The organism is Cohnella lupini (assembly GCF_003386205.1).
Lineage (GTDB): Bacteria > Bacillota > Bacilli > Paenibacillales > Paenibacillaceae > Cohnella > Cohnella lupini.
In genome coordinates, this window is the sequence record NZ_QRDY01000002.1 from 611,592 (window position 1) to 626,972 (window position 15,381).

Consider the following 15,381-nt stretch of genomic DNA (forward strand, 5'->3'; position numbering starts at 1 on the left):
ATGGAAAAGAAGCCATCCAACAGGTTAGAGGTCGCGATCATGTACGCTTATTTATTCCTATTGCCTTTCAATAGCGGCATTATGAAGGATTCCTTGCACTCCCTATCCTCCTCCGTTTCCTTCATTCCGCATCTGCTGGGGATTGCGTTGATGGCGGTGCTGATCTTTAGCAGAAAGCGGGATTACCGGCCTTCCGCGGTCGTTAAGAAAGTGGCATTCATCATCTTGCTGCTCAACCTATCGACTCTGATCATGGCGATTATTCAGTTCAAAGAGCTGGGCACGCTGTTCGGAAGGAATACGATCATCGCCGCCTCGCCCCAGATCATGTATTACGTTCAGATGATATTGGCGCTCGTATACAACGATTATATTTTTTCTCAGCTCGAGCTCAAGAAGGTCGTTCGGGTTATCATCTTCTCCTTCGTTACGGTAGGGATCGTCGGTTATTCGCAAATCATCACGATCCTTACGGGCAACGGGTTGACGACCGCCATCGCCGAGATGGTAACGCGGTTTACGGTAATGGACGAAGTATACGTTCTAAGGGTGCCCAAATTGAATTTGCTGACACCGGAAGCTTCCACGGCGGGAGCGCAGATTGCCTGCTTCATCCTCCCGTTGCTGTTATCGCTAACGAAACACAAGAAAATCGGCAGGGGATTAGGAATCGGACTTATCGCGGCATATATTCCAATCATCATCTTTAACAACAGTAGCAGCGGGTTTCTCGGCGTTATTATCTGCATCGCCTGCTTCCTCTACTTGCTTCCGTTTCGCAAGCGTATACCGATATGGAACCTTCGAATCTTGCTTATCTTGTCTACGCTTCTTATCGCGACGATCAATTTCAATGCCATTAAAGGCTCCGACTTTTTCGAAAGAACGTTTCTTAAGGCGGTCGATACCGAAAATTTGTCCACGTTGCATCGGACGACTTCCATCTATACGAATATGCAGTCGTTGAAAGATTACCCGCTGCTCGGGGTCGGGAACGGAATACAGGGCTTTTATTATATTAAATACTTTCCCAACTGGGGCTTCCAATCCGTTGAATCCACGGAGCTTTATTACGGAGAGGGAGGGTGGCCGGGATCCGGGGCTTTCGTATTTACGTTCCTGTCGGCTTTCGGAGTCATGGGCATCCTTCTGCTGGGCTACATCATCTATCTCGTCAACCGGAACGTGAGATTGTTGAAGAAGACGCCCTATCGCTTCGTCTACGATTATGCTTTCTTAGGCAGCGTCGGCTTATTGTTCCAAGCATATTCCACGATCGATATCATCGGTAATTTCTATGCCATCTTCATCATTTCATTCGCAATGGTTCGTCACGACGAGCGGGATCCCATAGCAGAATACGCCACCGGATCGAGGCTAGAGAAGACGGAAATGGGTTTTAACTACCAGACCGCGGTTAGGAGCAACATATGAATTCTAAAGTCATCTTCTCGGGAGCATTTATTTTATTGGTAGGCAATTTATTGAGCAGCGTGCTTGGACTGTCCAGGGAAGTGATTTCAGCGGCCTATTACGGGGCCGATATGCAGATGGATTCGTACTTGTTCGCGAATACGGTTCCTTCAATCCTGCTTTCCTTCATCGACGGCATTCTGATGGCGGGTTTCATTCCCTTGTTCATTAAGAAGAAAGTGAATCACAGCGCGGAAGAAGCGTCGTTAATGCTCAGTAATATGGTGAATTGGCTCATTGTCGCGGTACTTGCGATAATGGCGGTCTGTTACGCGTTCAGCCACGTCTTGTCCGGATTTTTCGCCATCAACGAAATCGCTCACGGGCAAATCGAGCATCTGTTATGGATTCTGCTGCCGGGCGTACTATTCTTCAGCGTCTCCTACGTCCAAACATCCGTGCTGAACAGCATGAATCATTTCGCGACGCCCGCGTTTCTGACCGTTATGAACAACGTTGTCATCATTCTGTTCATGGTGATATTCCACAGATGGTTAGGTATCGATTCCATGGCATGGGGATTCGTCATCGGGACCATTCTTCAAGTCGCAGTGCAATGGCCCGTCATGCGTAAGCTCGGCGTCAAATATAGGCCGTACATGAGATGGAAGGACGAAGACATGCGCAAGCTGTTGGCGATGTCCTTGCCGATCGTCGGCTTGGTCGTCATCACGCAATGCGTGATGTTCGCTACCCGATATTTCTCGGCTTATTTGGATCCGGGAAGCGCTTCGTCCTTGAATTACGCCAGCCGATTCATCATGCTTCCGGTTACGTTGTTCGGCACTGCTCTGGTCAGCGCGAGCTATCCCGCGGCCACCCAGATGCTGGCGGAACAGAAGATGAAAGACTTTAATGCGATCGTTATGAATTGCATCAAGAGTTTGGCGCTTATTTTAACGCCGATCATGTTGATCTGCATCTTATTCTCCCAGAATATCATAAGGATTTTACTAGAAAGAGGGGCTTTTGACGCAAGAGCAACGCATATGACGGCCACGGCTTTCATGATCTTGTCGGCGGGAATCGTCATCATACCGATGCGCGATTTCTTTAATAAAATTTTCTTCAGCAAAGAGAACATGAGAATTCCGATTCTTACGTCTACTCTCTATCTTGCCGTGTTTATAGTCAGTTGCCTTGTTCTGGTTCCGGGAATGAGATATACGGGAATCGCCACGGCCAGTACGGTAGCTTCTCTAAGCTCGTTCCTGTTCCTGCTCTACCATTACCGCAAGCTGGATTCCGGCATACGCTCCGGCGTATCCTCGCTGTATTTCGCTAAAATCGGAATATCCTCTTCGGTCGGAGCCGGCGCGGGTTACGGTTTCTATTACGTATGCTCGCGTTCAATGGAGAACCACCAGATGATGGACTTCGTTCTGGTCATCTTATCGATCTGTTTGAGCTTGGCTCTGTATCTCGCTCTCATCAAGCTGTTCAAGATCCAAGAAATCGATTACGTATACGAGAAGTTGGCATCGAGGTTTAAGCTTCGAAAGAGCGGAGCAGCCGTTGTCGGCAAGAGCTAGTAGATTCCGGGCGGAGAAGGAAGGTTTTGTAAGGGTGAAAATATTGTTTCTTTCCTGGGCTTATCCGAAGGGCAACACTCCCTATTTGGGAATATGGGCGCATCAGCAAGCATTGGCGTTAACCGCTCTTGGCGCGGAAGTGGAAGTCGTGAGCACCGTGCCGTTTATTCCTAAAGTCGCCGGACGGATATCCGCGAAGATCAAGAAATATTCGCAAATTCCCAAGCGGGAAACGCTGGACGGGGTAACCGTCTATCATCCGAAATTTCTCCGGGCGGTGCCGGGCTCGATGCTGGACAGATTGCTTTTCCAGGTGACGGGATGGCAGTCGAGGATGGTTATCTCGAATTTGGAGAAGGCCCTGGAAATTCGGGAGTTCCAAGTCATTCACGCGCACAATTTGTTTCCCGACGGCGCGACCGCGTATTTGCTCAGCCAAAAGTACGGCATTCCGTACGTCATTACGCTTCACGACGTGGATAAATACAACAGCATCGCGGATAAAGGAATGCTTAAAGCCTTGTCCAGGCATATCCTCGGCCACGCGAAAAAGGTATTCGGAGTTAGCAGTAGAGTAAAGAACCATATATTGTCGCAAGTTCCCGAGCAACGGATCGACTTGCTTTACAACACTTTCTGGACGGATAACGACCACGGCCGGAAAACGGGGAAAAGCAAGAAAATCGTGACAATCGCATCTCTTATCGAAAGAAAAGGCATCGAATATTTGATTCGGGCATTCCATAAGGTAGCTTTATGCGACGAGGAATACGAGCTCGTGGTTATCGGGAACGGATATGAATGGGACAAGCTGACGAGGCTTGCGGCACGACTCGGCCTTCAAAGCAGGGTCAAATTCGAAGGAATTCTAAGCCACTTGGAGGCTATGGAGCAGTTGTCCGACGCGTCTATCTTCTGTTTGCCTAGCTGGGACGAAGCTTTCGGAGTCGTTTACGCGGAAGCGATGTCCTACGGCATTCCCGTGATCGGCTGCAAAGGAGAAGGGATCGGAGATCTCGTATCCCATCGAAGCAACGGAATGCTGGTGGAGCCAAGGAGCGTCGAAGAGCTGGCGGACGCCTTGAGCTATTTAATGATTAACGCGGCAGAAGCCGAGCGTATAGGGGAACGCGGAAGAGAAAGCATCAAAGAGCTGCGTCCGGGTTTGTTCGGAGAGCGATTGCTTAAGCAATATCGGGAAATCTTATCAATCGGCTAATGCCCTATTTGTACCCCTCTAATGGAAAGAGGGGCTTTTTTTATGTATAAATTGGTAAATCGTACACGCATTAGCCGTTAACGGCGCATATGAAGGAGTAACCCCAATAAAAGGCTGGTGAACATTATGATCAATATCAAAGGCAGCCCTTATCGAGCCGTCGGAGACGGAATAACCGACGATACGAGAGCGATACAGAGAGCAATCGACGCTGCCGGCCCCGGAGGAAACGTGTTTTTTCCCGAAGGGAAATATCGTATTACGGACTCGCTTCTTATAGACTACTATCCCGGATTAGCGATCGATGGAGAGAATTGGGAAGGCGTCGCCGTCATCATGGATGCCAATAACAAACCCATTGTTAAATTTATCGCCCAGGATACGAATGCCGTTACCCTCTCGAACCTTCACTTGCAGTACAAAACCCAGCAAGTGAAAGAGACGAACCCGAATAGCAGCGCGATCGAATACTCGGGCGCGGCGAACGGCGAGAGCGGGTTTAACAATCATATATACACGAAAATAAGGATTACGTTCGCGACTTATGGTTTTAACGTGAATACGACCGGCATAGTTCCGATATGGGGTTTCAAATGGGAAGACATTATCCTTTCAAAGATCGGAACGACATGCTTCAGAATTCGCTCGGGACAACCTATTGACAGGCCGATGAATACGTTCGCGAACGTTAAGATTATTCAAGACGCTAATGCCAATCCTTCGTACGCGTTCGACCTGCAATGCGAATTCTTGATCGACGCGCTCGATATCGGCGGATGGAAGAACGAGATTCTGATCAACGATAGGGGTTACAACTGCGTCATTCGCTACGTGAATGTAGACGGTCACTCCATAACCAAGGACTTCTGTTCCCTGTTCATTCTTCAAGACGGAGCTTATGACGTTAGCGCGATAGACGCGAATATCGTCGCTTGGAAGAGCAGCCAGCATAAGCTGCTTCAAGGGAATGCTAACAGTACCCTCAACGCAAGGAATATACGGGTCGATACCGGCGCCGGCGCCGTCCAGGGAAGCATGTCTATTCTGGGGACCTTCAAAAAAATCGTGGCCGCGGGCTTGCAGAAGGGAAGCGACGTCGATCCCGTTGAAGCGTATGCCGGTTACTTGAATGACGTATGGAATGTTTATTCTCTGGATGGATTGCCGCCCGTCATTCAGGATGGTTATTCCCTTCCCGCGGCAAGCGGGGAATACCGGGGCAGGATGTTCTATGTTCAATCGAAGCAGAACGGCGACCAGCTATTCGTATGCACGCTGGAAACGAATAACTCGTATGCCTGGAGTAAAATCGACTTGGATGGCACAGGAGACGGCGGAGACGGCGTTAGTCCGCATGCGTCGACTCATATTACCGGCGGAACCGACGTTATAGCGAACGCGGATACGACTGGGAAATCCGGGCTGATGTCCTCCGCCGATAAAACGAAGCTGGACGGAATCGAAGCGAAAGCCAACAATTACGTTCATCCCGCTACTCATCCGGCTACGATGATCGTGGAAGATCCCTCTCGCCGTTTCGTAACGGACGCGGAAAAGGCAAAATGGAATATCGACGGAGGAAGCGGCGGCTCTACGACGATAGCGCAATCTGTGACCTCTTTGCCGACGGCAAGCTCTGCCAACCGAGGACAACTCGTATTGTTGCTCGGAGCGACTAACGTGGCCGATATGACCTATATCTGTAAAAAGCTCGCGGACAACACCTATGATTGGAAACAAATCGACTGAGGGAGGAATCGGTAATGGCGATAAACAGAACGGTAATCGACGTAACGGATTTCGGTGCGAAGCCCGGCGGTTCGGTGGATTGTACGAAAGCATTTATCGCGGCGATCGCCAAGCTGAAGAGCGACGGCAATATCCAGAACGGGCAATTGTATATTCCCGCGGGAATATACAAGATTACGGATCAAATCGTAATTCCGTTTATGACGGGTTTCCGCATTCAAGGCGACTCCAAAGGCGGAACGATCATCAGGCAATATACGAATAACAAGCCGATTTTTATTTTCGGAACGTCTTTGACTCATTCATGGACAATATCGGACATGACCTTGGACTACAATACGGCGCAGCCCCCGGCGAATACGAGGTCGGCTCCGATCTACTTCGACCTGTTGTCGGGAACTTCCGACGGATTCTTTAACTTCGAGATCTATAACTGTACGTTCAGGAATGCCTATTACGGAATACTTCTGAATCCTAAAATTCAGTTGGCCGCTTGGGGCGTCTCGATCCGGAAATGCACCTTCGGGGAAATGTCGGGCGGAGCGGTGAAGCTGATTCCCGATCCGGCGGTCGGTCAGCCGATTATCAAGATGGAGGACTGTTATGTCCATTGCGATGGAATGAAGGAAAGGGCCATCTTCATCGGCTATTGCGATACCGTTCTGCTGGATTCGGTAGAATTCAATAAAGGCAGCTTCGCCGGTACTCCTCAAATGGAAATCACGAGCTGCTACAACGTCACGCTCTTAAATTGCAGGTCGGAGCTGGTCACGTTAGATACGAAGGGCAGCACGATGTCCTTATGGACTTTCCCTAACGCGAGCGTTCAGCTCATCGGTTGCACACTGACGAATATTCCCATTAACGGAGGCGGAACGACCTATCTGGTCAATGCGGGCACGAACGGGAAATTGACGGTAAGCGGGTTGATGACGGACGCTCAGCTGAGAGCGGGAGGAACCGTGACGGCTACTAGAGCGGATGATTACCTGATGGCTTGCAATTTAAGAGCAAACTCTCCGGTGACTAGGTATGCAGCGGGAAGCGGACCCCGATTGGACGTAGATCAGTTGCAGCGTCCGAACTTGACGGACCGATCGGATACGAACGTAACTTTAACGGCGGCGGATGCGAAAAATCAAAGATTCAAAACGCTGGCGGCAAACCGAACGATTACCTTGCCGAGCGCGGGCGTATACGCAGGCTTGGAATTCACGATCATTAAGGCAAGCAGGGCAAATTTTACCCTGACCGTCAACGATGCGCTATCGAGCAACAACGATGTCGTGCTTCCGGCCGGCACTAAAGCCACCGTAACTTTCACGGCAACTTCCGCTACGGATTGGCAGCCTATCTCTTACAGCTTATTACCTTAACGCAATGAAAAGTTCCTTTTACAGGCGGAGCCGCCATATCCTATCGATATAGCGGCGTCCTTGCCGGTAGAGAAAGAATGTAGATAATTTTTGATACATAATGTATCATTGTGAAAAGACTTATATCAATATACGTATTCTAATGTCGCAAACGGAAAGTAAGGAGGAGAGACTCGTTAAAGGATATAGAGGAAGTGCGGTTATCGCCTGCTTATCGTTCGCGATCGGATTTTTTGTCGCTTATGAATGGTTTCATTTCAACGCTCGAGAAACGATAAGCGAAAGCATACCTAGCCGAATAGTGGACAAGCCAATAAGAGAGGCCATAAAAGTATCCGAAGAAGATATCGGTCAAATCAGCGTCATGGATTACGGAGCAGTCGGCGATAATGTAACGGATGATACGAAGGCTATCCAAAAGGCGCTAAACGATCTGGCTAACGAAGGAATGGCCGTTCTATATTTCCCCCCGAGCACATACAAGATTACTTCTCCTCTTATCATACCTTACATGCAAGGCAAGGAAATCCGAGGTGCAACCTCGCTACAGAGCACCGTTAAGCAATATACCGATAATACACCGGTGTTTCAATTTGCGCATCCCGATACCCATACCATCTATATGCACGACATTGGAATATCCTACGCCAACCAACAGTTCCCCGAAGACGTCGACTCCTACGGTATCGGATTTCATTCCGCGGAAAGCAACGCGAACGGATTCTATCACTTGAACTTCGAGCGGCTGTCCATTCGGGGGGCGGCGGTAGGCATCGGAATCAATCAGGAGGTCGGCACGCAGACGGTATGGAATATCAAGGTGGCGGATAGCTCGTTCTATTCGATAAGCAAGCATATCGTCTATTTTAACCCGCCGACGCCGATCGGGATGCCGATGCACGTCTACCAGAACCTTCGCGTAATCAATACGGGAGATGAAGGAATCGCATCCCAAGGGGAAGCATTCGTATTTGCCGCCGTGGAAGCCGAGATTGAGCATCTGGATATCGAAGGTTGGCACGATACGATATTTTACGGAATCGGGGGACCCAAATACGTAGTCAAGCATGTACATGCGGAGCATCACGTATTCGACGAAGGCGGAACCGCGAATTTATTCTATATCGCCAACGGTTCTCTTAGCGTCGATAATTTGTCCTTCCAGGGGAGCTCGGACAACGCGGCGAAATTACAGTTGTTCCACTCCGACGGCCCGGAGGCTAACCTCTATTTGCAACGTATTCAGGTAGGATTGACCGATAACGGCGGAGAAGCCGTGGTCGTTGCGTCGCGGCAATCCGATGCGTTCATTCGGGATATCAGCGCGAATATTCCGATTACTTATTCGCGGACTGAGTACGAAGCAAGAATTCGAAATATGTATGCATATCCGGAATAATAAGGTGTTTGTCCGTTGATACAAAATGTAACTAAATGTATGATAGTAACAACACACAATAATCTGGAGGGATCTAAATCCATGCTCCGATTAAGCCGAAAATTGATCATCAAGCTAACATTGATTTTGACACTCCTGTTGCCCGTCTCATCGATCAATGCGACGGGTTTATTTAAAGATATCGGGGGGCACCAAGCAGAATCGACTATCGTTTGGGCCGTTAACCAGCAGCTAGTCAAGGGTTACAATGACGGAACGTTTAGACCCAACAATGAAGTTACCGAAGCAGAATTCCTTGCCATGCTGCTTCGGCTATATACGAACTCGATGGAGAGGGTTTCTAACTACACCCTCAATATCTCGAATTGGACGGAGCCTTACTACGCAACGGGTTTATTTTTCAATATGCCTCTTGAAGGTTTAACGCAGCCGGCGCAACGCAGCCTGCCAATTACCCGCGGGAAAGTCGCGGAGATCGTGGCAGGCACCTTCGGTTATAACTACGATACGGATGGATCGATCGCGTTTCTATTCGATAGGGGACTCTCTAACGGAAGAACCGGGAAAACGATCAAAGGGTATGAGGCTGCCAAGAACTTAACCAGATCCGAAGCGGTCCTGTTTCTGAAACTTCTCTTTGATTATTTACCTACCAAAGAGTTGAAAGTCCGAATGCAGAACAGGATTTACAACGAATCCGTACTGAAATACTTGGAATCGGAAAAGCTGTTCTACGGAACGAACGGTCACCTTAGCCAGGGCGGAGCTTACCGGCTTTCCAGCTTCGAGACCCAACTTTCCCAATTGAAGGACTTAGGCATTACGGTATACCGAAATGACGTATGGGATGGGACAACCGCTTCCCAGCTTGCGGTAATGGCCGATTTCTTCGCGGGTTCCGGCGTTCAAATTTTCCCCGTACTGACGCCGAACGCCCAAGCGCGGAGCGATGAGAACGACGCATACCAAAAGGGATTCGAGCTAGGTCAAGCCGTTGCCAAGGCATTGGCGGGCAAAGTGAAGTATTACGAGGTCGGAAACGAGATGGAGAACAGCGTCATTATAACCGGCCAAGACGGAGTCAAGCCGAAAGACTACGATAATGCGAAGTTCCTTAAAGCCAGGGGATCGATAAGAGGGATGATCGAAGGGATCAAATCGGAAGATAGTACCAGCAAGATCATTATCACGTCGACCAGTTGGCTGCATTTCGCTTTCATCGATATGCTCTGGAACGGGAGCCAACCCGATGGAACGATAGGAGATAAAACAGTGAGGTGGGATATTACCTCGTATCATTGGTATTCGGATATGAAGGACATTACGAATGCGTGCGGAGGCAGCGGATGTTACAACGTACTTCTGGAACTTAAGCAACGGTTCGGTAAACCTATATGGCTTACGGAATACGGGGTTCGTCCGCAAGTCGGCAACGACGAACAAGTGGCTCAATATCTTATCGGGGATAGAATGCTTGGACAATACGTAGCGTTAGCCAAAGAATACGGAATCCAAAGCGTCGTTCAATATAGTTTGTACGATGACAAGAAATATGGCGGAGACGGGAATTACGGATTGATAAAAGACGACGGTATAACGAAGAAAGCCGGCTATCGAACGATGAAGAGTTTTATCGAATCAAACCCTATGTAATCAAAAATCAACTATTGACATGATACTAAATGTAACTTAAAGTTAGTGTTAATGTTACAATTAGTATCATGAATTCGTTGATTATCTTTTTTATTAGGGGGAATAAAAATTGGAATTGAAGCACTATTGGTCCATAATCCGGCAACGGTTGTGGGTACTTATGTTAATCGTTATTTTCGGAACGGCGTTATCCGGAATATACTCCGAGTTTTTTGTGGACAAACAGTACGTGGCTTCTACGAAGATCATTGTTAATCAGAAAGAATATCCGGAGGCCGTCGTTCAGGATCCGCGAGCCATCGATTATAACATCAATCTTATCAAGACTTATAAGGAAATCATCAAGACTCCGCGCATCATGAATACCGTAACGAAGCAATATCCGGATTTGAACCTATCGGTAGCGGATCTAATCGATAGAGTGAGCGTCTCCACGGTTAACGGAACCCAGGTCATGTCCGTGATCGCCGAGGATACTTCTTATCATAGAGCCGCCCAAGTGGCGAACGCGGTCACTCAAGTCTTCCAACGCGAAATCCCATTGTTAATGAACGTAGACAACGTGAACATTCTTAATGAAGCCGACGAGAGCGCTAGGCCAAATCCTACTGCCCCGAATACGTCGATCAATCTCGTTCTTAGCGTTGTCGTTTCCTTTTTCATAGGAATAGGTCTTATCTTTTTACTTCATTATCTGGACGATACGGCCAAATCCGAAGGCGATATCAGGCAAATTCTCGATCTGCCTACTTTGGCTTATATTCCGAGAATAAAAGGAGCGAACGCTCCGAGGAATCAGAATCACGTGGATCAGGAGAATTCCGTTAGGGGGAGCACGAATGCTACGATCAACGCCTAAAAGTTATTTGGTCGGCGAAGAAAAGCGCAGTAAAGGAGCTGCCGAGGCCTATAAAGCATTAAAAACGAATATCGAATTCTCAAGCCAGCATTCGGACATTAAGACGATTATGATAGCCTCCTCGATCAAAGGGGAGGGGAAAAGCATTACCGCCGCGAATCTATCGATAAGCTACGCCCTCTCGAACAAAAAGGTGCTCCTAATCGATGCGAACCTGCGTCATCCATCTCAACATAAAATATTCAACGTGCCGAACTCTCTAGGATTGTCGGCGTTGCTGAGCGACCGTTGCGAGCCGAAGGACGCCATTATCAACTTAAGCGCGTATAATATCGGTCTTATACCCGGGGGCCAGATTCTACCGAATCCGCCGGAAGCATTGGCATCGCATCGTATGACGGCTCTACTTGGGGAGTTGAAAGAAAGCTTTGAAGTTATCATCTTGGATACTTCCCCGATCTTGTCGGTTGCCGATGCGCAAATCATCGCCGCCCGCTGCGATGGGGTGCTGTTGGTCGTGAAAGCCGGCGAAGCGAGCAGGGAGTCCTTGATTAAAGCAAAGGAAAAGCTTTCGCTCGTAGGTGCCAGGTTCATTGGCGCGGTGATGAATAACTCGAACTCAAGGAATTCTCAATATTATAGCTCGTATTAGAAGGCTCTCCTTCTTCAATTCGCATCATTATAAAAGGCTATCCCAGTTTAACCGGGATAGCCTCTTAACCGTTCGTTCCTAGCTTGCAAAGGGCTTCGTCTTTCTTGCCTTAGCGTATGCAAGCCCCACGAACAGCCAAACCGTTAAATAGGCAAACTCCGAGACGGAAATCATAGCGGTTGTATAGATAACGATAAGAATACATTTGATACCGATATTCTCATAGTCGTTCTTCAACCTCAACAGGGGCACTAAGAATAGAAGCGTGAATAATGAAGTGCCTATTATTCCGACATTGCATAGAAACGTGGACAAGAGATCCGCCGATCGAACGTACCCGAATCCGATTCCGAATAGCTTGTTGAACAGGGGTAGCTGATTAAAGAACTCCATATGGGTATCCATTAGGGATTGCCGTTCCATTCCCGAATAGGTTTGGTCTTTTTTGCCGATTACGGAATTGTACAGAGTCGCAAGGTATCCGAATAGAAAAGGAGTTGCGATAACGAAAACGGAGATCGTGACTTGCATATATCTATCCTTTAACCTGAAGAACAGAATTCGCAAGACGAAATAGAGCAGTATTCCGACGAACGCCGTAGTGGAGAAAGTTAAAATCAAGCTGAGCAATAGGAAGATCTGAATTTTCGGTTTTCGCAAGTGAATGGAGTAAATCCATAAAGGCAACATGGTAAAGGCATACATGCTAGGTTCTCCGGTCAAACTTTTTAATCGCATGAATTCAATCCCGAAAAGGGTCATCCTTTGAAATAAGCTTCCGGCATGCGCATCCTCTTCGTCCCCGGCATTAAAAATTCTATTGGACAAGAAATCTCCGTTCGCATGGAAAGTTAAATAGTAAACGAACTCGTATAACCCGTACGCCGAGAGCAGGATCGCGCCCCAAAGAATGTATCGATTCCAGGAGGGGACATAAAAGTTTTTAACGAAAACGGCCAAAACGACCGCCGCGACCAAATAAAAAGATTGGGTATATAAAGAGGATCTGAGAATTAGGGAAGAAACGTTTTCCGTAGATACCAAATTCAATTTTTCCAAAGATAAATGGGCACCGTTATCTATTGCAAAGGATAAGCTTAATTGAGCGGCCGCGACTAAACCGATGAATATCAAGCAGAAATTCGCTAAGTCCCGAAAGAATCCCCCGTTCTCCATCCTTTCATAGGCAAATCGGTATTTCGGCAATAAGAATAAAAAGAACAGGTAACCGATAGAAGCGATCCCCATGACTAGACCTGGCGTTGTACCGGGCACCGACGGGCTTAGTACGAAGGAAGTAATCGGTAGAAACAGAGCCCAAATATTGAAGTATTTATTGAGCAACGACTGCATGAGATCATCACCGTTCCGTTATTAATATCAAGCCGAATGAATTTGAGTTTATGATACAATTCGTAACACTTGATTGTCAAGATAGATGAAGAAAGAGAGATTTACTATTTCATTTGGGTAAAACAAATGTTTGTATTGCTTGACAAGTTACATATTGTATCGTAAATTAGAGCGTAATAAGGATACAAATTGTATCGTTCGATAGGTTAGGAGGTTTCGAATGAAGGAAGAGGGACAGTTGCATTCGATGGAGGAAATAAAAAATAAACTATCTATCGTCAGTGAAGTCATAGCGCCGGGCTCGAAAGTGGTTTATTTGGATTACCCCGTTCATGGCAATATCGGAGATCTTCTAATCATGAAGGGGACGGAAGCTTTTTTTAGAGATTACGGGATTACGGTCCGGAAACGGTATTCCTACGTTAACTTTCGGGCTGACTCGATAATTCCAGAAGATTGGATCGTTGTTTGCCATGGAGGAGGAAACTTCGGAGACCTATATCCTCACCATCAGCAGCTTAGGGAGAAAGCGGTTAAAGCTTATCGACGCAACCGAGTTGTTATTTTGCCGCAGACGATTCATTTCGACGATCCCCTAGAGGAGCAACGTGCATTCAAGAAATTAAGCGAGCATCCGGATTTACACTTGTTCGTCCGAGACGAAACCTCGTATTTGAAGGCCGAGAGCAAGATTAACCACGTTTATTTGGCTCCCGACATGGCCCACCAATTATATCCGCTCCCCTCCAATCCTCCCAATAATCATCGTAATCTGGCTTTGCTCAGAACGGACAAGGAATCCGGCCAGAAAGAGAGCTCCGTATCATTCGATCATAAGGCGGACTGGCCGCAATTATTCTCAAAGTGGGATCGTTGGCTCTTAAAGCTTATTCTAGCGAGTTACTCTCTTGATCGGCGGCTAAAGAATAAAATTCCGTTGAGGCCGGTATGGTACTTTCTGGCGGACAAGTATATCGCAAGAGCGATGGCTCTCTTCGACCAATACGATCGAATACTGACCTCCAGATTACACGGGCATATTCTTTCTTGCCTCATGGATAAACCGAACCTGTTGCTTGATAACAGCTACGGGAAAAATAAAAGCTATTCGCGGCTTTGGACTCATCGATTGGAGGAGGAATCATTCAATGGCAAGTCGGGAGGGAATCACTCTGGCGATATGTACCCGCAATCGTCATGACGACTTAGCTCGTTGCTTACGCACGGTTGCCGCGCAAAAGCCCGACTTCCCGCTTGAGGTGCTGATCGTGGACGACGGAGATATACCGCGCAAGTTATTGGAAGAATTCTCCGATATGCTAGAATCGCCCTCGGTGAAGTTTCGGTATTACAAAAAGCGTTCTCCGGGGTTGCTGAATTCGCGAATCGAAACGTTAAGCGAGGCAAAGCACGACATCATCCTGTTTATCGACGACGACGTGGAGATGGCAACCGGATATCTCTGCAGGCTGTCCGATATATATGCTAAATTTCCGGATGCCGCAGGGATCGGAGGCAGAGATATTCTTCTGGGAACAAGCTTCATATGGAGGCTGTTTTGCAGGATATTTCTTTACGGTTCCGGAAAACCCGGCAAATTGTCTATGAGCGGGTACGGAGGCTCCATGACGACTTGGGTCGACATGAACGAGCCGTTCCAGACGCAGTATTTAGCGGGATGTAATATGTCTTTTAGGAAGCAAGCATTGAGAGATCTGCAGCCCGCGGTTTGGCTGATCGGCTATAGCGTTGGCGAAGATCACTATTTGACCCATTGCGCGAGACGTCATGGACCTGTGTGGATAGATCCGGGTCTAACGGTTATCCATCATCAATCGCCGCTGTCCCGGGACAAAGTAGAGCAAGTCGCCTATATGGACATCGTAAACCATTATTATCTACTGCAAGAGATAGGGGACCAAAGTTGGAGGCATGCCTGCCTGTTATGGACGGCATTCGGATTTCTGGTCAGGTCTCTCTTAAGAAAGAAGCACCGTGGCAAAGCATTCGGTTATTGGAGGGGAATTCGTTTCCTGCTCCAGAGTCAAAGTAGGAGGTTTACCGATGGGAATGTCCTCGAACATAGGCGAGAACAGGGAAAGACGTAGGGACACGC

Annotated in this window: 12 protein-coding genes; 11 read left to right on the forward strand and 1 reads right to left on the reverse strand. The window is 47.9% G+C overall.

Features of this window, described 5'->3' with window-relative positions; translation table 11 throughout:
* From DFP95_RS06765 to DFP95_RS06805, 9 genes are all read left to right on the forward strand, one after another.
* The gene (locus DFP95_RS06765) at nt 1-1,434 is read left to right on the forward strand and encodes a hypothetical protein (protein WP_115991800.1); all 1,434 of its coding nucleotides are present in this window, start codon (nt 1-3) and stop codon (nt 1,432-1,434) included.
* Nucleotides 1,431-3,005 carry a murein biosynthesis integral membrane protein MurJ gene (gene murJ, locus DFP95_RS06770; RefSeq protein WP_115991801.1) on the forward strand — a complete coding sequence of 525 codons (1,575 nt, stop codon included), beginning with the start codon at nt 1,431-1,433 and terminating at the stop codon, nt 3,003-3,005. The genes DFP95_RS06765 and murJ overlap by 4 nt, the downstream gene beginning before the upstream one ends.
* Before the next feature lie 34 nt (nt 3,006-3,039).
* Complete coding sequence (locus DFP95_RS06775) at nt 3,040-4,224, forward strand: glycosyltransferase (protein WP_147304142.1); 1,185 nt, start codon at nt 3,040-3,042, stop codon at nt 4,222-4,224.
* A 126-nt stretch (nt 4,225-4,350) separates the two neighbouring features.
* Nucleotides 4,351-5,973, forward strand: coding sequence for a glycosyl hydrolase family 28-related protein (locus DFP95_RS29100; RefSeq protein ID WP_220376339.1), 1,623 nt, complete (start codon nt 4,351-4,353; stop codon nt 5,971-5,973).
* A gap of 14 nt (nt 5,974-5,987) precedes the next feature.
* The gene (locus tag DFP95_RS06785) at nt 5,988-7,349 is read left to right on the forward strand and encodes a glycosyl hydrolase family 28-related protein (protein ID WP_115991803.1); all 1,362 of its coding nucleotides are present in this window, start codon (nt 5,988-5,990) and stop codon (nt 7,347-7,349) included.
* A gap of 301 nt (nt 7,350-7,650) precedes the next feature.
* Entirely contained in the window at nt 7,651-8,748 is a 1,098-nt protein-coding gene (locus DFP95_RS06790) for a glycosyl hydrolase family 28-related protein (RefSeq protein WP_181907295.1), read from the forward strand.
* Between the two features lie 81 nt (nt 8,749-8,829).
* Nucleotides 8,830-10,401, forward strand: coding sequence for an S-layer homology domain-containing protein (locus DFP95_RS06795; RefSeq protein ID WP_181907296.1), 1,572 nt, complete (start codon nt 8,830-8,832; stop codon nt 10,399-10,401).
* A gap of 109 nt (nt 10,402-10,510) precedes the next feature.
* Nucleotides 10,511-11,260, forward strand: coding sequence for a YveK family protein (locus tag DFP95_RS06800; RefSeq protein ID WP_115991806.1), 750 nt, complete (start codon nt 10,511-10,513; stop codon nt 11,258-11,260).
* Nucleotides 11,241-11,912 carry a CpsD/CapB family tyrosine-protein kinase gene (locus DFP95_RS06805; protein WP_115991807.1) on the forward strand — a complete coding sequence of 224 codons (672 nt, stop codon included), beginning with the start codon at nt 11,241-11,243 and terminating at the stop codon, nt 11,910-11,912. The genes DFP95_RS06800 and DFP95_RS06805 overlap by 20 nt, the downstream gene beginning before the upstream one ends.
* Nucleotides 11,913-11,990: 78 nt before the next feature.
* On the opposite strand, the gene DFP95_RS06810 is transcribed toward DFP95_RS06805, so the two are convergent.
* Nucleotides 11,991-13,265, reverse strand: coding sequence for a hypothetical protein (locus DFP95_RS06810; RefSeq protein WP_115991808.1), 1,275 nt, complete (start codon nt 13,263-13,265; stop codon nt 11,991-11,993).
* A 220-nt stretch (nt 13,266-13,485) separates the two neighbouring features.
* Between DFP95_RS06810 and DFP95_RS06815 the strand changes: the two genes are divergently transcribed.
* Nucleotides 13,486-14,466 carry a polysaccharide pyruvyl transferase family protein gene (locus tag DFP95_RS06815; RefSeq protein WP_115991809.1) on the forward strand — a complete coding sequence of 327 codons (981 nt, stop codon included), beginning with the start codon at nt 13,486-13,488 and terminating at the stop codon, nt 14,464-14,466.
* Nucleotides 14,414-15,373 carry a glycosyltransferase family 2 protein gene (locus tag DFP95_RS06820; protein ID WP_115991810.1) on the forward strand — a complete coding sequence of 320 codons (960 nt, stop codon included), beginning with the start codon at nt 14,414-14,416 and terminating at the stop codon, nt 15,371-15,373. The genes DFP95_RS06815 and DFP95_RS06820 overlap by 53 nt, the downstream gene beginning before the upstream one ends.
* Nucleotides 15,374-15,381: the final 8 nt, after the last annotated feature.